The organism is Candidatus Tisiphia endosymbiont of Beris chalybata (genome assembly GCF_964026555.1).
In the GTDB taxonomy this organism is placed as follows: domain Bacteria; phylum Pseudomonadota; class Alphaproteobacteria; order Rickettsiales; family Rickettsiaceae; genus Tisiphia.
This window is the reverse complement of record NZ_OZ032159.1, coordinates 1556197-1571784: the sequence shown is the minus strand read 5'-3', so window position 1 is coordinate 1571784 and position 15588 is coordinate 1556197. Positions and strand designations below refer to the sequence as shown.

Below are 15588 nucleotides of genomic sequence, written 5' to 3'. Positions count from 1 at the left end.
CCCTTCTATATATCAGATAATAATTTCTATATTTTTGCTGTCTTAAATATTCAACAATTTAATTAAAGGTCACCCTCGTCATTGCGGGGCTTTGCGTTAGCGAGCGCGGCAATCCAAAAAATATTAGTTTGATTGCAAGAAATTTTCCTGGATTGCGCACGTATAGTATAGTCCATTAAGGTGCGTACAGGGTATTTATCTTCAAGTATGTATAACTAACTATGCTTCCCACATACTATCATGTATGTATCATAATAGCCTAAGCTATACGGCTGATCGCCTCCTGGCAATGACGCTTATGTTGAGACCTATTCGCAGTGATGTAGCGCTGGGATATACTACTCGTCTTTCAAAAATTAGACCTCTTGCATAACCTAATCTAATTGGTAATTTTGTCGTCGAAACTCCTCTCTGTTCCTCACGTACGTCTATGTACGCTGCGGTACTCGACTTCGTTTCTCCTAAAAATTCTTCAATTATCTTTAGGTTATGCAAGAGGTCTACTGCATAAAACTTGCAGTATTGGGAAGGGATTTTTAAGTCCAGAATTAGTAGGTAAAGAGATTAGTTAAGAAATATTAGAGATTTTTTTATCACAGTCCTGATTAGTTTAATTTATCTACAAGTCTCAGCCCTTCTACCCTTCCCCCGGCACTAGAAGCCTTTAACAGCATAAAATTACTTTAACATTAAAAAATTATTACAAATAATTAAATCAATATGTTACACTAGAGTAAATTTACCTTAATTATTATATATAATATAAATAGATTTGTAAGGAAATAAGGATAGTTGAATTATAGGAGTTTTTATGGATACAGAAAAAACAAGAGAACAAAAAATACTCAGTAAAGAAGAGCAAGAAGCAGAGAAAGTACTAGCGCTACAGCCAGAAATTGAAGATATGCGGTTTCTTATGGCAGAAATGCTTGCGAGTAACAGGCACTGGCTAGAGCTTACCGACAAGCTAGAGGAAGAAAAAGACATACTAGATTTAACGTTACCCAAGCATTCTCGTATATATGAAAACGCTAGAAAAGTAATTCGAGCGGTGCCAATAATAAAATGGTTATCTGCAGATAGAAGCGGGGAAATTCTTGAACACGCAGTAAAACAAAATCAAAATAACGAAAAAATGATACAGGTTCAAGGCAAATTACTGAATTTATATATTAGAGAACAAGGGTTACAGGAGATCATAACACAAGAAATAGATAAAGGAATTAATAAACTTAAGAAAGACAACCCAGAAGGAGCCACTGAACTAAAACAAAGGTTAGATTTATTCAAGCCATTTACTTTTGAATCGACTCACCTAGTAGATCATAATCCTATAAAAAATACAGGGCATGCATTGCCGGAGCAAAGGCAAGCTTTAAACAACCAAAAAAACTATTTAGACACAGAACTTATTAACACTGAAAATTTAATAGAACAACATGATAGAATCCAGGATTTAGCAATATTATACCAGCAAACAAAAAAAGAGATCAATAAATTGCCAGCTAAAGGTTTTTGGGATAAAATCAGTAAAGGGGTAACGAATTTAATAGATCGCCTGACTAAAAGTAAAGTGCAAAAAGCGCTAACTCCTTATACAAAAGAGCTCACTAAAGTGTCGCTGGATGTTAAAAAAAAATATCTCGCAGTTATGAGGGACAATAACGAAAAGTTTACGAGCATGACTGAAACAATCACGGCAGACTTAAAGAAGCTATATAATAAAGAGAACGCGCTTAGTCTTGCGGGTGATAAATTCCATAAATTAAGAAATGAGATAGCAGCCTTAGAAAAGGCATATCAAATAAGATTTGGGATAAAGCCTACAAATGTTTCTGAAGTAGCTGCCGATATGGCACTATCACAACAAGCCGGGCGTGCAAAACAGATACCCTCTGCTCCAGATGTAAGCCTAACCACTGAATACAGGAACAACGCAAAAAAGATTGAAGCGCAACATATAATTGTGGAAAATACTCGAGACGCTAGGAACAATGATAGTGTAACGACCAATCAAGCTCAGTATCCCGGGGATATAGCTCTAGCAAAGAATCAAGCTACTGGTAACCAACTCCATTTTTGCAACGAGTACAACGCAGTCAGGACGTCCGGCAATCCCTCCTCCTCCCCCTCCCGCTCGGACGACACCTCCTCCCCCTGCGCCGCCGGCGCCTCCCTCACCTCCGCCCTCTTATAGAGATACTATTACGGCGCCTTATCAATATGATGCTTCATCAGATGCAAAAAGTATGAATTCAGGGACAACCATCTCTAGGCCTCCTCCCCCTCCCGCTCGGACGACACCTCCTCCCCCACCGCCGAGAGCTCCTGCATACACGCCGCCCTCCTCACCTGGGTCTGACCGTAGCAATTTATTGCAAGAGATACGAACAAGGGGGCAATTGAAACAGGTTCAAGGAGGCAATGGTGATGTAGCAAAAGCTCCACTGAAAAGTCCTACGCCCCCTGACTCCATAGCAGCCATCCTGGCAAGGGAAATTGGAAAACGTAATGCGCCCCGAAAACTAGAGCAGTGATAGAGAGACTATTTTATGTTAAAATAAATATAAAATAGGAGCAGTCGAAAATGAGTAAGCCAAAAAGTTACAGTAAAGAATTTAAGTTTAAAGTATCGCTAGAGATGATCCGAGGAGATTTGAGTATTGCTGAAATAATCTCAAAATATCAAGTTCCAAGGTCGGTAATGACAAGGTGGAAGAAACAATTTTTGGAAAATGGTGCTGATATTTTTAAGTTTAGCTATGAAAACGGTAATTCCTCTAGTTCTACAAGCGAAATAGAGAAACTGCATGCAACTATTGGCAAATTGAAGGTAGAAAACGATTTTTTGCAGCTCGTATCTGCCAAGTTGAAACTATAAAGAGGAAAGTGATGGTAGATAAGGATTATAAAGATTTAAGTGTTCGTCGGCAAAGTCAGCTATTGAATCTGAACCGCTCCAGCCTATATTACAAGGATTCGGAGAAGGATCAAGATAATTATTTAAGTAATAGAATAGTTGAGATCTATAGTAATTATCCGATATATGGTTACCGGCGAATAACGGCGATACTTAGGAGAGAAGTGGTAATTGTTAACAGCAAAAAAGTCAGGAGGTTGATGAAACTAATGAATTTGCAAGCAATTTACCCTTCGATTAATACAAGTAAAAGAAACCTAAAAGAAGCTATTTATCCATATTTGCTATCAGGGTTAGAGGTTATAAAGCCAAATCAGGTATGGCAGGTGGATATCACTTATTTAAGGGTACAAAGTGGTTTTATGTATTTGGTTGCATTAATCGATGTTTATACTAGATTAGTAGTAGGATATCGTTTATCAAATAGTTTAAATACAGAGAGCTGTTTGCTAGCGTTAGAAGATGCTATAGCTAAATATGGGAAGCCGTCGATAATTAATAGTGATCAAGGTAGCCAGTTTACCAGCGAGGATTGGATTAATGAATTGAGGAGATGCGTCATAAGCATCAGCATGACGGGCAAAGGCAGGTGTAACGATAATGCCCATATTGAGCGTTTATGGCGATCGTTTAAGTATGAGGGGTCGTATTTATACCGGTGTACTTCAGTTTTAGAGTTGAAAAATAATATCCCGAAATGGTTGAATTGGTATAACAATCAAAGGCCCCATCAGGCTTTGGAGTACAAAACGCCGTTTGAGATATATAGTGGATTTATGGATAAGTCTTGCGACTTACCCACAATTCCACTATTACCACAACAGCTACAAAATTATAAAAATAATATTTTTGTAGATAGTTTATGAAAATAATAGTCTCTCTATTTAAAGCTTTTTTGGTCTAAACATAGGGGCGCAGTTCAAAACGCCGGGAAGGTATAGACCCGAAGGAGACTGCTGAGGAGCCTAACCACTCTTTTACTGCGTCCCCGACCCCTCCGGTCAAACCCATAGTAAATCGAGCCCAAAATCGTGGAAGTAGGAGGGACGGTTAGGAGCCTACTAGAACATTAAATGGTAAGTAGAATGTTACCAAACGCCAGTAATTATTTAATTAATTACTGGCTCTCAGGCTTAGATTATTCTTAAGAGCTCTAAAAAAGCTCATAGATATTTTGACCTTAAACTATTAGTGCGCCCCCTTTCTCATGCTATAACTCCTCCTGATACCAATTCCTGAAAACTAATCATCACCTCGCATTACTTCATGACCTCCGCTCCTTACGTACTAATACCATTTCCCTATTATAAATAGATATATGAACAATTACATATAGATTTTATAGTTTCTATTGAAATAGATTGAATAAATTCAATTACAGCATCTTCAAGTTTAGTTAAACAATCGTAAACTTTATTTTTTAATACCGAATCTTTTAAATGTTGCCACAACCTCTCTACAGGATTTAACTCTGGACTATATGGTGGTAAGTACATAATCTCAATATTAGCTGGTATTGTAAGACCTTTATGCCATCCAGCTCCATCCATCACTAGTATAACTTTTGTAGTTATATGTTTCGCAAATTCATTAAGAAAAACTTGCATACAGGCCTTATCAACATTCGGAATAATTAAACTAAAAGAGTCTCCATCTCTATGATTTGTAGCAGAATAAAGATAAAATGATTTAAATCCCAGCTTTGTAGGAACTGGAGTCCTACTGCCTTTTTCAAACCATCCTAAACCATGTTTTGTATTGGTCCCAAACCTAGTCTCATCAAAAAAATAAATAGGTACCATAGGATTATCTTGGTGTACTTGTTGTAGATTTTTTTTTGAATTCTTCTTGAGAAGATGTGTCAGCTTTGTAATGCCTCTTTCTACCAGTAATATGCCTAAACCCAAGTGCCCCTAGCATTCTATGTATACTAGATTTTTCTATATCTATATCAAATTTTTCTTTTATCACTATCTTTAATTTCTTAATCGTAATACTACTGTCTCTCTTTATCAAAGTTTTAATCTCATCTTTTTGAGCAGTATTTAATTTTGATCTAGAAGGCTTTGCTATGTTCTTGAGACCATCAATGCCTTGATCTCGAAATAGAGCAACCCATCTATGTAGCGAAGATCTGTTGATATCATAAACTTCCGCTACTTTCTTAATACCATGCTTACTCGATGCTAGTATGGCTTTTAATCTTGTTACTACAACACCATTCTTCCCTCCGTTATTCAAAGCTTCCCTTGCTTTTAATACTAATTCGTCATTTATCATTTTTGATACTTTAGGCATTTCCTTGTTACTTCCTATTATTTCATTATTACCTAGCTTTATATCATAAATTACTCATTCTATCAATCTAATATCTCTGCTTATAATGGGGAAATGGTATAAGACCTTTATGCCATCCAGCTCCATCCATCACTAGTATAACTTTTGTAGTTATATGTTTCGCAAATTCATTAAGAAAAACTTGCATACAGGCCTTATCAACATTCGGAATAATTAAACTAAAAGAGTCTCCATCTCTATGATTTGTAGCAGAATAAAGATAAAATGATTTAAATCCCAGCTTTGTAGGAACTGGAGTCCTACTGCCTTTTTCAAACCATCCTAAACCATGTTTTGTATTGGTCCCAAACCTAGTCTCATCAAAAAAATAAATAGGTACCATAGGATTATCTTGGTGTACTTGTTGTAGATTTTTTTTTGAATTCTTCTTGAGAAGATGTGTCAGCTTTGTAATGCCTCTTTCTACCAGTAATATGCCTAAACCCAAGTGCCCCTAGCATTCTATGTATACTAGATTTTTCTATATCTATATCAAATTTTTCTTTTATCACTATCTTTAATTTCTTAATCGTAATACTACTGTCTCTCTTTATCAAAGTTTTAATCTCATCTTTTTGAGCAGTATTTAATTTTGATCTAGAAGGCTTTGCTATGTTCTTGAGACCATCAATGCCTTGATCTCGAAATAGAGCAACCCATCTATGTAGCGAAGATCTGTTGATATCATAAACTTCCGCTACTTTCTTAATACCATGCTTACTCGATGCTAGTATGGCTTTTAATCTTGTTACTACAACACCATTCTTCCCTCCGTTATTCAAAGCTTCCCTTGCTTTTAATACTAATTCGTCATTTATCATTTTTGATACTTTAGGCATTTCCTTGTTACTTCCTATTATTTCATTATTACCTAGCTTTATATCATAAATTACTCATTCTATCAATCTAATATCTCTGCTTATAATGGGGAAATGGTATTACAGAAGGCTAAGCAAAAAAGGGATTCTATCAAGCAGCTTAGAAAAGCAGCTGGTTGGGATAATAATCAACTACTCACTATCTTAACGCCATGTTCGACTTTTTTTTAGCAGGTAACTAATTTTTCGAGTTGTGTTGGCACAAGTTTTAAAGACTTTGTCAAAAATGTAGCAATAGTATGAGCAAGTAATTTTCTAGCGATGCGAGATTGTAGATGCCAGTAACTCTTAACTCTGATAGCATTAATAGCAAAACGTTCTGTAAGCTGACCAATAACAGTTTCAATTAAACGACGAGTAGCAGTAATCCATTTAAGGAAATTCTTGGATCTATTATCCTTCATATTCTTTTTTAAAGGTGTTTGTAAATCAATGTTTTTGGTGGCCAACTCATCTTTTAAATCCTGACCAAGATAGCCTTTATCGCCCAGTACCATGCCACTAATATTAGGAGACATTACTTGCAGAGCTTCACGTTCAGACCCATTAGCAGGAGTTATCATGAATCCAGCTATTCGACCTTCTTCATTAATTAATACGTGTCCTAGAAAACCGTAATAATAGCTATCTTTCGAAGCGCAGTACCCATAGTCAGCGTATTCCTTAAAACATCGCCCTCTCGTTGCTCGGGCCAAATTTATTACAGGAATCGGTACCCCATCTATCATATGCAGATCTGATTTGCTTGCACTCTTAAACAAGTCGGCAAGCAGCATGTTCTTAATAGATAAAAGACCGCTACATTGCTTCACATAAGACGGTCTACTCTTTAGATTGGGAAACCATTCTTGAAAATGACGTTTAAAATATTCCCATATCTGCTTGTCTTGGTGCAAACCGATAAATTCTCCCACCACTTCCATTGTTAATGCTTCCACGTCACTTAAGCAAGGTGGAAATCCTGCTTTCCTTACTTTGATATTTTTGGTTATTATAGTCATTTTTTCTTCTATGAAACAATACACAGTAATGATAAACTCTTCTAACGTTAATTCTGGATAAGGGGAATATGGGAGGATAATAGATAATAAACGCCATGTTCGACTTTTTTTTAAGATTGACAAAAGAATAGGATAGCCTAATAAGGTCATAGTTCAATTATCGAGAAAGAAGCTATGACCCTAGAAGAGTTTATCATTACTGTGTATTGTTTCATAGAAGAAAAAATGACTATAATAACCAAAAATATCAAAGTAAGGAAAGCAGGATTTCCACCTTGCTTAAGTGACGTGGAAGCATTAACAATGGAAGTGGTGGGAGAATTTATCGGTTTGCACCAAGACAAGCAGATATGGGAATATTTTAAACGTCATTTTCAAGAATGGTTTCCCAATCTAAAGAGTAGACCGTCTTATGTGAAGCAATGTAGCGGTCTTTTATCTATTAAGAACATGCTGCTTGCCGACTTGTTTAAGAGTGCAAGCAAATCAGATCTGCATATGATAGATGGGGTACCGATTCCTGTAATAAATTTGGCCCGAGCAACGAGAGGGCGATGTTTTAAGGAATACGCTGACTATGGGTACTGCGCTTCGAAAGATAGCTATTATTACGGTTTTCTAGGACACGTATTAATTAATGAAGAAGGTCGAATAGCTGGATTCATGATAACTCCTGCTAATGGGTCTGAACGTGAAGCTCTGCAAGTAATGTCTCCTAATATTAGTGGCATGGTACTGGGCGATAAAGGCTATCTTGGTCAGGATTTAAAAGATGAGTTGGCCACCAAAAACATTGATTTACAAACACCTTTAAAAAAGAATATGAAGGATAATAGATCCAAGAATTTCCTTAAATGGATTACTGCTACTCGTCGTTTAATTGAAACTGTTATTGGTCAGCTTACAGAACGTTTTGCTATTAATGCTATCAGAGTTAAGAGTTACTGGCATCTACAATCTCGCATCGCTAGAAAATTACTTGCTCATACTATTGCTACATTTTTGACAAAGTCTTTAAAACTTGTGCCAACACAACTCGAAAAATTAGTTACCTGCTAAAAAAAAGTCGAACATGGCGTTAAGATAGTCATTTTTTCTTCTATGAAACAATACACAGTAATGATAAACTCTTCTAGGGTCATAGCTTCTTTCTCGATAATTGAACTATGACCTTATTAGTCTATCCTATTCTTTTGTCAATCTTAAAAAAAAGTCGAACATGGCGTATAATAAGGATTGCCAAGGGAGGCAACCTACAGTATTGAAGTTTTTGAACAAAAAAACAAACTGTAGGCATGAAGAAAGATATCACAGAATTATATAGTTTTATAGATGATTTTTGTAAAATTTATCTTGAATATGAAAAGAGCAAATTATTACCATCCAATAAGCAGAGAGATCGCGCTTGTAATATGAGTTTAAGCGAAATGTTAACAATAATAATTATGTTTCATACATCGCATGCTAAGAACTTTAAATTTTTCTATAAAACTTACGTCGAATATTTACATAAGAACGACTTCCCTAGCGCCCTAAGCTATAACAGATTTGTTGCTTTAATGCCGCGATTATTCATGCCCTTAAATATGTTGATTCATTTATTATTTGGGCAAGAAACAGGTATTTATTTTATTGACTCTACAACAATTAAAGCTTGTCACAATAAACGACGCTATAGTAATAAAGTTTTTAAAGGATTAGCCAAACATAGTAAATCCTCTATGGGATATTTTTATGGCTTTAAATTACATTTAATAATTAATAACCAAGGAGAAATTATGGCATTAAAAGTGACTAATGGTAATGTAGATGATAGAGTTCCGGTAGCGCAATTAACTAAAGGATTAACTGGCATTATGGCCGCTGACAAGGGATATATCAAGCAAAATTTGTTTTTAAATTTATATGAAAGAGGCTTAAAAATGATTCATGGAATTAAGAAAAATATGGCGAATAAATTAATGGATTTAAAGGAAAAAATCTTGCTTCGAAAACGAAACTTAATTGAAACAGTTTTTGATTTTTTAAAAAATAAAATGAATCTTGAACATACAAGACATAGATCTCCTATTAATGCTTTTGTTCATATTCTTTCTACCCTAGTTGCTTATTCTCTAAAAAAAACTAAACCTTCCACAAAACTTGACTTTAATCTATATATTCATAACTCTCTTATCCAGAATTAACGTTTCTAGGGTCATAGCTTCTTTCTCGATAATTGAACTATGACCTTATTAGGCTATCCTATTCTTTTGTCAATCTTAAAAAAAAGTCGAACATGGCGTTATTATAGCGATTTTAGCCATTTTCTTAAGGCTACACGCGCGGTTAATCTATTAGTAGATAAAAAATTTACTTTGACAACGATTTAGCTTTATTAAATAATTCTGTAGCGTCCTTAGATTTTCCAAGTTTTTGTAATACTTGACCTTTTTCTTGATAACTTTCAGTAAGTTCAGGTTTGTATTGTATAGCCAGGTCAAAATTTTCTATAGCTTCTTGGTATCTTCCTAACTTTATTAAAGATATACCCTTGTTATAATATGTCGGTGCATCATTAGGTTGGTATTTAATTGCTAAATTATAATTTTCTATAGCTTCTTGATATTGCCCTAACCTTTCAAAAGCTACTCCCTTGTTGTGATAGGCATTTGAATAATCAGGTTGGTATTTTATAGCTATGTTATAATTTTCTATAGCTGCATGTTGTTTTCCTAATTCTGATAAAGCATGTCCTTTTTCTAAATAGCTTTCCACATAATTAGGTTGATATTTAATAGCGAGATCAAAATTCTCTATAGCTTTTTGATATTTTTCTAAGTGTAATAAACAACATCCTCTTTCCAAGTAGCTTTCTGCATAATCATGTTTATGTTTAATGGCTAGGTCAAAATTTTCTATGGCATCTTGATATTTTTTAAATCTTTTAAAAGCTATTCCTTTATCATAATAGGATTTTGCAGCAGTGAGATCAGAATCGTTAGTTAAATCCTGATCTTGGATATTTTGTTGCAGTCTATGTTTGTTAGTAACCTCTTGGTTTAAAGATTCTTTGGCGGTTACAATTGTTATATTAAATAATAGCAATGACAGGATAGTTACAACTAACTTTTTTATCATACTCATAAATTACTTTTTATTTTTAAAATATTAATTTTTATTATCCTTGTTATTGCTTAAAGGCAAAGTAATATTTTGCTTTTTGATAGCATCTGTATTTAACCTCATATTATCCACTACTCGTCCCGCAGTTCTAACAATTGTTGAATTGCTGGTTTGATCAAATTGCTCTTTTAATTTGTTACTATCATCCTTGATATCAACAGTCGTAATTTCAAGATCTACTGCTTTCTCTCTTTCTGAGCTGGACAATTGATTGTCAAGTATTTCATCTACATTTTGACTATACAATTTTTTGCCTTTATTTAAATCAGATTTTACTGATTCGGCTAATGCTTTTGATGCACCTGTGCTATCTGTCACAGTAGCTTGCTCTTGTAATCTATTATTTGATTCTAGATAGTTGGTTTTCAGGTCCTCTTGTGTTGTCATTGGTGTATTGTTAATGATAGAATCAATTGACTGTAGATCTTTAACTTGAGGGTGACTATCGTTCCAATTACTTTGGGGTAATGGTTTATTTATACCAACTACTTCTTGTGCTATGTTCATAGCTTCATGACTGTGGTGGCTTGCCCATCTAGCTGCTTGTTCCTTGCTGGTTACTCCTGGGATATTTCGAGCAATAATTGCTTGTAAAACTGGTTCATTCATGTTGCGGTCAATAGTAGCGGAGTTACTCTCAACATAGTTTCTTTGGTTGGATAATTGTTGCATTGTTTGCGTTGTTTTAGCTATTTCTCTACTAACTGATTGTTGTTCATTCCAGGTACTAATTAAATCTTGGCCTAATGATCTAACTTCATCATTGCTAGTACTAATCCGATTATCTCTTTGAGCTGATTTTACTTTTTCTAAAGCATCATTATAGGCTTTTTGTTTGCTTGCTGATGTATCATAGGCTTCAGTTTTACTATTATTAGCACCTACTCCTCCACCTGCATTAACAACTCCTAAATTTAACCCTAAACTTGCATTAGTACTAGTAGAGGTTTCTTTTCTTTCACTACTACCGTAATTTTCGTTAAGAGATTGCCCTTGTAAAATAGATTCTTTGATCGCTTGATTTTCACTAAATGAAAAACCTTTAATCATTGAATCACTTTGGGCCCATTTTAAGGTCAGACTCTCGGATTGTCTTTGTTCTTGAGAATTAAGTTCACTCGATCTATTAGTTAATGACCCCATTTTACTTTGCGCAGTCATAAACTGGCTTTGAAGACTATCTGACCAAAGCTGAGAGGAACGAAAATTAGTTACCAGCGAGTCAACAGATTCAGTAATAAACTGCAGGGCTGCCGCACTTAAATATACTGTAAGATAGTGAGTAGTTGATTATTATCCCAACCAGCTGCTTTTCTAAGCTGCTTGATAGAATCCCTTTTTTGCTTAGCCTTCTGTAATACATTCAATGCCATGTGTTTAATAATAGCTATATTTTGAGGAGCATTACCTTTTCTAATACGTGAATCATCATCTCTAAAACTAACATCCAAAATCCAGTGCACACTATTCTCAATAGCCCAATGAGATCGGATTGCCATACCGATTTTTACTGCTTCTTGCTCTAAAGAGCTAATGTAATATCTTGTTTCTTCAGATAAAACTCCTTTTATTTCTCGTTTACTTATAACCTCTATAATTGTCTTAAGCTCCGGCCAATTATGTTGCTCCTGTAATTCTTGTGGCATAGTAACAGCTCGATAAATCCGTTCTTCAATACGTCCATGCTCACTTCCGTCAGTTGTTTGATTGATATCAACTGACAATTCATTCAGCAACTCTTTATCTGCAAATACTAACTTAATATCTTGGTGTAAATTTCCTTGATTACCTTTTAATGATAATATGTAATCTGCTTCTTTATCGATAATTGCTTGGGCAATCTCTCTTTGACAGCCCATAGCATCAATGGTAACAATAGCTCCTTTTATGTCTAGAATACCAAGTAATTTAGGTATTGCTGTAATTTCATTACTTTTATCAGATACTTTCTCTTGTGCTAACACTGTTCGACATTCACTAGCAAAAGCTGATACCATATGTAATGGATTCTTATCACCATCGAATGTATGACGAGACACTTTCCCATCTATAGCTATATGTGTGCTACTTGGAAGTTTTAAGCTACTTGCCCAAACGGTAAAGCATGTGCTGAATGTTTTAGGATCAAGTACTCGAAAAAAACGTCGTAACGTATCGTCAGAAGGAATTCCATTAGCATATGGAAACACCGTACGTAAAAATTCTAATTTTAACCTGCCAAATCGTTCAATATCTCGCCAACCTTCTGCTCCACAAATAATTGCAGTTAAAGTCAAAAATAAAATCTCCTCCACACTATGAAGCTTATTCCTATCAACTCTATGATCATTTATTCCATTAATAAAGTCTTCAAAACTTTCTCGTAATTCTTCTTCTCTCATGGTTACCACTCACTTATTTGTAACCACTACTATAATAATTTTTATTCAATATTACTTATATAATTTTTTATATGAGGCAGCCCTGAGTACCCATACCTTTAGCCTTGCAAAATAACCCAATATATTTTAAAATCGGTACTCTTGCCTCCTGTATTAGACTTCCTGTATAAGTCGAAAATAATGGAGGAATTTTTTAGGAACAACGAAGCCGAGCACCAAAGAATGGATAATAGTAAATTTTCAAGATTAGCAGAACAAACTATCTCGTTAATTGCCGATATAATTGAAGTAGAGGATGAGCAATGTCTTCTAGAAATTGATTTTCAAAACGACATTTTAAACATCACGACAAGCCAAGGCATATTTGTGATTAATAAACATTCTGCGGCAAAAGAAATTTGGCTATCCTCCCCAGTGAGTGGCCCTTACCATTTCTATTATGACAATGGTCAATGGAGAACAAAAGCTAATGATAATTTAATGTTAATTTTAGGGCAAGAACTAAACCTTAATTTTACAAAACTTCAAATTTGTTAAAAACCCTCCCTTGCCACTAGGTTCTTATATCTTAGAAATAAGTTATAAGTAGATATAAGAACCTATTAGTGTAAAGAAAAATTTCAGTATATTAGGTTCTAGGAACATTTCTATGTAATAAGTAGATTTATAGGCATTTTCACTCGCAGAGCCGCAGCTCTCTAAGGATATGGTTCGCAAATGAAAATCACGACTAGATTAATATATAAGCAGGTTTCGTATGATCACACTATTAGCGTCAATAACAGGTTTCATTAGTTCAATTATTCCAGAAATCTTGAAAATCTTTAAAGAACAAAAAGAAAGAAAACATGAGCTAAATATTTTAGATAGGCAAATTGAAAATTATAAATTGGGGCAAAGCAAGCTGTTAACAAAACTAAATGTTTCAAAAGAGGTGACTGAAAATAATATTTTATATTCTACCTACAAATCCGGGGTGAACTGGGTCGACGCTTTGAATGGGTCAGTTCGTCCCGTTCTGGCCTATAGCTTTTTCATTATGTATGCAGGAGTAAAATATTTACAATATAAAACTATAAAAAATACCACAATCCTTATTGAATATATTGATATTTTATGGAATATAGATGATCAAGCAATATTCGCCGGTATCATTAGTTTCTATTTTGGGCAACGAATGTTTAATAAGCTAAGGAAAGGTAAAAGATAACCCCTTTAATTTAAGGTCATCAAAATACTAAACTCTCCTGGGTTGGCGATATAGCCTGCGGTATTTAGCTGGTGACACTTGATTTTACAGGATTCGGTTGTATACTGCTCGTAACTGAAGAGTTGGTATACGAAGGTCAACTTCAAGAAGAGCTAGGAGTGTCAAAGTCGAGAAGCGCAGCGTACTATAGTACGTGAGCATCGCAGATCTTTAGACATGATGACGCCAATTCTTGAAGTTCACCGAGTATACTCACGTATTCTCTTGTACGCTGCGCAGCCTCACCTTTAAATTCAAGTATCACCAGCTAAATCACTTTGGCTATACCGTACAAGCAATTGTAGTAAAATCATTGCTCCAAAGGCAGTACAAACCCACCATGTTTGCCATATATTAAAAGAAATCATCCCAATTATATAATAATTTATAAAAGCTGCGTAACAAATAGAGGTATAGTTTAACATTTTAGAGTTTGTTTGAGAAAAATTATCCTTATCAATAGATGATATAACTAAATTACCAATTTGTTTAAGATATTTTACTAATAATGATAGGAATAGTAAGAACCCTATTATTCCTGTTTCAAAAAGAATTTGCATTATGTTGTTATGTGGATGTAGAGGAAATAGGGAAAATGACCACTGATTATAAGTAATTATCTTGTTGTTATTAGTATGATAATATTGGGAATAATATCTTGAAGACGAAAACCCATGACCTATAATTGGTTTTTCGACAATTTTGTTAGCTACAAAATTCCAGATGAAAAGACGATGTTTTGCAGAATCTGGTAAAAAATTAGCGTAGTGATTTGCAGCTTCATATGGCGCTATTTTATAAGAAATAATAGGCATACAGATTGAGCCGGTTATTAACGCTATTGTAAATAACTTCAGAAAAACCGATTGTAAAGATCGCAGGAACAATAATCTGCTGCTTAACAATACTCCCCCCCCTATTATGAAAGCTAAAAAGCTGGCAAGACTATCAGAAATGGATAATAAATAAACAATTAGTAGGTAATATATTAAAGCTAAAAAATACTTACGATATTGTATGAATATACCAATTACTATCCAAGAAAACACTGATAGTAAAGAACAGCCACGATCTAGGGTAAATAGAAAGAAATGTCCGGAGGTTTTTGGCTGAAAAATAACCCGAAATCCTCTGGTTATCATACCATAAGAAAAATATTCTATAACAAATATACTCACTGCAGCTAGCATACCAATTACAAAATATCTACTAACAGTAAAGTGATTTATAGCTAGTGTGTCAATATTACTATTGACTATAAATCCTATTAATATAATTAAAGAAATTTGAATATATATCCCTAAAGAACCCAGAGAGTTTGGCGAAAAAAAAATAGTAACCAAACTCCAGAGCCCAAACATTAACTCCAATTTCCACTTGGATAATAAATTATTTTTTATCGCTACCGGCTGCAAGTTAATAAATAGCTTACCTTGCAGTGCATACAATGTTAATAGTAAAAAAATAGGTACTGTTACTGCCACAGAAAAGCCAGAAACTAAACCTAACGCTGGAATTATAGCTACTAATATGGAGATTAATTGATATGACATTTTAGGCGATCCTACAAAAGAAATCTTATTCACTTATATTATCCTATAAAATCGTTATATAATTATTTTGGCTAGTTAGTAATATTGTATGTATTATGGTTCGC

General features: G+C 34.5%; 19 protein-coding genes. 9 read left to right on the top strand and 10 right to left on the bottom strand.

What is annotated here, in order from left to right; translation table 11 throughout:
* Positions 1-264 precede the first annotated feature (264 nt).
* Entirely contained in the window at positions 265-495 is a 231-nt protein-coding gene (locus tag AAGD44_RS07570; RefSeq protein WP_341764045.1) for a palindromic element RPE1 domain-containing protein, read from the bottom strand.
* A gap of 316 nt (positions 496-811) precedes the next feature.
* Here AAGD44_RS07570 and AAGD44_RS07565 point away from each other — a divergent pair, with 316 nt between their 5' ends.
* From AAGD44_RS07565 to AAGD44_RS07550, 4 genes are read left to right on the top strand one after another with little or no spacing between them, the layout of a single operon-like run.
* Positions 812-2197 carry a hypothetical protein gene (locus AAGD44_RS07565; protein ID WP_341764044.1) on the top strand — a complete coding sequence of 462 codons (1386 nt, stop codon included), beginning with the start codon at positions 812-814 and terminating at the stop codon, positions 2195-2197.
* A gap of 52 nt (positions 2198-2249) precedes the next feature.
* Positions 2250-2537, top strand: a complete 288-nt coding sequence (locus AAGD44_RS07560; RefSeq protein ID WP_341764043.1) for a hypothetical protein — start codon at positions 2250-2252, stop codon at positions 2535-2537.
* Positions 2538-2587: 50 nt separating this feature from the next.
* Positions 2588-2881, top strand: a complete 294-nt coding sequence (locus tag AAGD44_RS07555) for a hypothetical protein (RefSeq protein WP_341763459.1) — start codon at positions 2588-2590, stop codon at positions 2879-2881.
* An 11-nt stretch (positions 2882-2892) separates the two neighbouring features.
* Positions 2893-3786, top strand: coding sequence for an IS3 family transposase (locus tag AAGD44_RS07550; protein WP_341763476.1), 894 nt, complete (start codon positions 2893-2895; stop codon positions 3784-3786).
* Positions 3787-4224: 438 nt separating this feature from the next.
* On the opposite strand, the gene AAGD44_RS07545 is transcribed toward AAGD44_RS07550, so the two are convergent.
* From AAGD44_RS07545 to AAGD44_RS07525, 5 genes are all read right to left on the bottom strand, one after another.
* The gene (locus AAGD44_RS07545; protein WP_341763542.1) at positions 4225-4722 is read right to left on the bottom strand and encodes an IS630 family transposase; all 498 of its coding nucleotides are present in this window, start codon (positions 4720-4722) and stop codon (positions 4225-4227) included.
* 4 nt (positions 4723-4726) lie between these two features.
* The gene (locus AAGD44_RS07540; protein ID WP_341763541.1) at positions 4727-5218 is read right to left on the bottom strand and encodes a helix-turn-helix domain-containing protein; all 492 of its coding nucleotides are present in this window, start codon (positions 5216-5218) and stop codon (positions 4727-4729) included.
* A gap of 67 nt (positions 5219-5285) precedes the next feature.
* A complete protein-coding gene (locus AAGD44_RS07535) occupies positions 5286-5600 on the bottom strand; it encodes a transposase (RefSeq protein ID WP_341764042.1) in 315 nt (104 codons plus the stop codon).
* A gap of 4 nt (positions 5601-5604) precedes the next feature.
* Positions 5605-6096, bottom strand: coding sequence for a helix-turn-helix domain-containing protein (locus tag AAGD44_RS07530; protein ID WP_341763541.1), 492 nt, complete (start codon positions 6094-6096; stop codon positions 5605-5607).
* 206 nt (positions 6097-6302) lie between these two features.
* The gene (locus AAGD44_RS07525; RefSeq protein ID WP_341763540.1) at positions 6303-7286 is read right to left on the bottom strand and encodes an IS982 family transposase; all 984 of its coding nucleotides are present in this window, start codon (positions 7284-7286) and stop codon (positions 6303-6305) included.
* A gap of 24 nt (positions 7287-7310) precedes the next feature.
* On the opposite strand from AAGD44_RS07525, the gene AAGD44_RS07520 reads away from it, so the two are divergent.
* The 3 genes from AAGD44_RS07520 (at position 7311) to AAGD44_RS07510 (ending at position 9508) form a co-directional block, all read left to right on the top strand.
* Positions 7311-8195: an IS982 family transposase gene (locus AAGD44_RS07520; protein ID WP_341763539.1), complete on the top strand. Its 885-nt coding sequence runs from the start codon at positions 7311-7313 to the stop codon at positions 8193-8195.
* A 236-nt stretch (positions 8196-8431) separates the two neighbouring features.
* Complete coding sequence (locus tag AAGD44_RS07515) at positions 8432-9322, top strand: IS982 family transposase (RefSeq protein WP_341763461.1); 891 nt, start codon at positions 8432-8434, stop codon at positions 9320-9322.
* Between the two features lie 39 nt (positions 9323-9361).
* The gene (locus AAGD44_RS07510; RefSeq protein WP_341763538.1) at positions 9362-9508 is read left to right on the top strand and encodes a hypothetical protein; all 147 of its coding nucleotides are present in this window, start codon (positions 9362-9364) and stop codon (positions 9506-9508) included.
* On the opposite strand, the gene AAGD44_RS07505 is transcribed toward AAGD44_RS07510, so the two are convergent.
* The 3 genes from AAGD44_RS07505 to AAGD44_RS07495 all read right to left on the bottom strand — a co-directional run bounded on the left by AAGD44_RS07505 (position 9489) and on the right by AAGD44_RS07495 (position 12682).
* Positions 9489-10256 carry a tetratricopeptide repeat protein gene (locus AAGD44_RS07505; protein WP_341763537.1) on the bottom strand — a complete coding sequence of 256 codons (768 nt, stop codon included), beginning with the start codon at positions 10254-10256 and terminating at the stop codon, positions 9489-9491. The genes AAGD44_RS07510 and AAGD44_RS07505 overlap by 20 nt on opposite strands.
* Positions 10257-10286: 30 nt before the next feature.
* On the bottom strand, positions 10287-11462 hold the full coding sequence (locus AAGD44_RS07500; RefSeq protein WP_341763536.1) for a hypothetical protein: 1176 nt from the start codon (positions 11460-11462) through the stop codon (positions 10287-10289).
* Between the two features lie 98 nt (positions 11463-11560).
* A complete protein-coding gene (locus AAGD44_RS07495; RefSeq protein WP_341763535.1) occupies positions 11561-12682 on the bottom strand; it encodes an ISAs1 family transposase in 1122 nt (373 codons plus the stop codon).
* Positions 12683-12904: 222 nt separating this feature from the next.
* Between AAGD44_RS07495 and cyaY the strand changes: the two genes are divergently transcribed.
* Positions 12905-13219, top strand: a complete 315-nt coding sequence (cyaY, locus tag AAGD44_RS07490) for an iron donor protein CyaY (protein ID WP_341764711.1) — start codon at positions 12905-12907, stop codon at positions 13217-13219.
* 220 nt (positions 13220-13439) lie between these two features.
* Positions 13440-13892 (top strand): hypothetical protein, encoded by a 453-nt coding sequence (locus AAGD44_RS07485; RefSeq protein WP_341764041.1) that lies wholly within the window; start codon positions 13440-13442, stop codon positions 13890-13892.
* 293 nt (positions 13893-14185) lie between these two features.
* Here AAGD44_RS07485 and AAGD44_RS07480 read toward each other — a convergent pair whose 3' ends face one another.
* A complete protein-coding gene (locus AAGD44_RS07480) occupies positions 14186-15484 on the bottom strand; it encodes an O-antigen ligase family protein (RefSeq protein WP_341764040.1) in 1299 nt (432 codons plus the stop codon).
* Positions 15485-15588: the final 104 nt, after the last annotated feature.

Bases quoted from the DNA above. Each gene is read 5' to 3' on its own strand.
- AAGD44_RS07565 (WP_341764044.1), top strand. From the start codon at position 812: ATGGATACAGAAAAAACAAGAGAACAAAAAATACTCAGTAAAGAAGAG.
- AAGD44_RS07560 (WP_341764043.1), top strand. From the start codon at position 2,250: ATGAATTCAGGGACAACCATCTCTAGGCCTCCTCCCCCTCCCGCTCGG.
- AAGD44_RS07555 (WP_341763459.1), top strand. From the start codon at position 2,588: ATGAGTAAGCCAAAAAGTTACAGTAAAGAATTTAAGTTTAAAGTATCG.
- AAGD44_RS07550 (WP_341763476.1), top strand. From the start codon at position 2,893: ATGGTAGATAAGGATTATAAAGATTTAAGTGTTCGTCGGCAAAGTCAG.
- AAGD44_RS07545 (WP_341763542.1), bottom strand. From the start codon at position 4,722: ATGGTACCTATTTATTTTTTTGATGAGACTAGGTTTGGGACCAATACA.
- AAGD44_RS07540 (WP_341763541.1), bottom strand. From the start codon at position 5,218: ATGCCTAAAGTATCAAAAATGATAAATGACGAATTAGTATTAAAAGCA.
- AAGD44_RS07535 (WP_341764042.1), bottom strand. From the start codon at position 5,600: ATGGTACCTATTTATTTTTTTGATGAGACTAGGTTTGGGACCAATACA.
- AAGD44_RS07530 (WP_341763541.1), bottom strand. From the start codon at position 6,096: ATGCCTAAAGTATCAAAAATGATAAATGACGAATTAGTATTAAAAGCA.
- AAGD44_RS07525 (WP_341763540.1), bottom strand. From the start codon at position 7,286: ATGACCTTATTAGGCTATCCTATTCTTTTGTCAATCTTAAAAAAAAGT.
- AAGD44_RS07520 (WP_341763539.1), top strand. From the start codon at position 7,311: ATGACCCTAGAAGAGTTTATCATTACTGTGTATTGTTTCATAGAAGAA.
- AAGD44_RS07515 (WP_341763461.1), top strand. From the start codon at position 8,432: ATGAAGAAAGATATCACAGAATTATATAGTTTTATAGATGATTTTTGT.
- AAGD44_RS07510 (WP_341763538.1), top strand. From the start codon at position 9,362: ATGACCTTATTAGGCTATCCTATTCTTTTGTCAATCTTAAAAAAAAGT.
- AAGD44_RS07505 (WP_341763537.1), bottom strand. From the start codon at position 10,256: ATGATAAAAAAGTTAGTTGTAACTATCCTGTCATTGCTATTATTTAAT.
- AAGD44_RS07500 (WP_341763536.1), bottom strand. From the start codon at position 11,462: ATGACTGCGCAAAGTAAAATGGGGTCATTAACTAATAGATCGAGTGAA.
- AAGD44_RS07495 (WP_341763535.1), bottom strand. From the start codon at position 12,682: ATGAGAGAAGAAGAATTACGAGAAAGTTTTGAAGACTTTATTAATGGA.
- cyaY (WP_341764711.1), top strand. From the start codon at position 12,905: ATGGATAATAGTAAATTTTCAAGATTAGCAGAACAAACTATCTCGTTA.
- AAGD44_RS07485 (WP_341764041.1), top strand. From the start codon at position 13,440: ATGATCACACTATTAGCGTCAATAACAGGTTTCATTAGTTCAATTATT.
- AAGD44_RS07480 (WP_341764040.1), bottom strand. From the start codon at position 15,484: ATGTCATATCAATTAATCTCCATATTAGTAGCTATAATTCCAGCGTTA.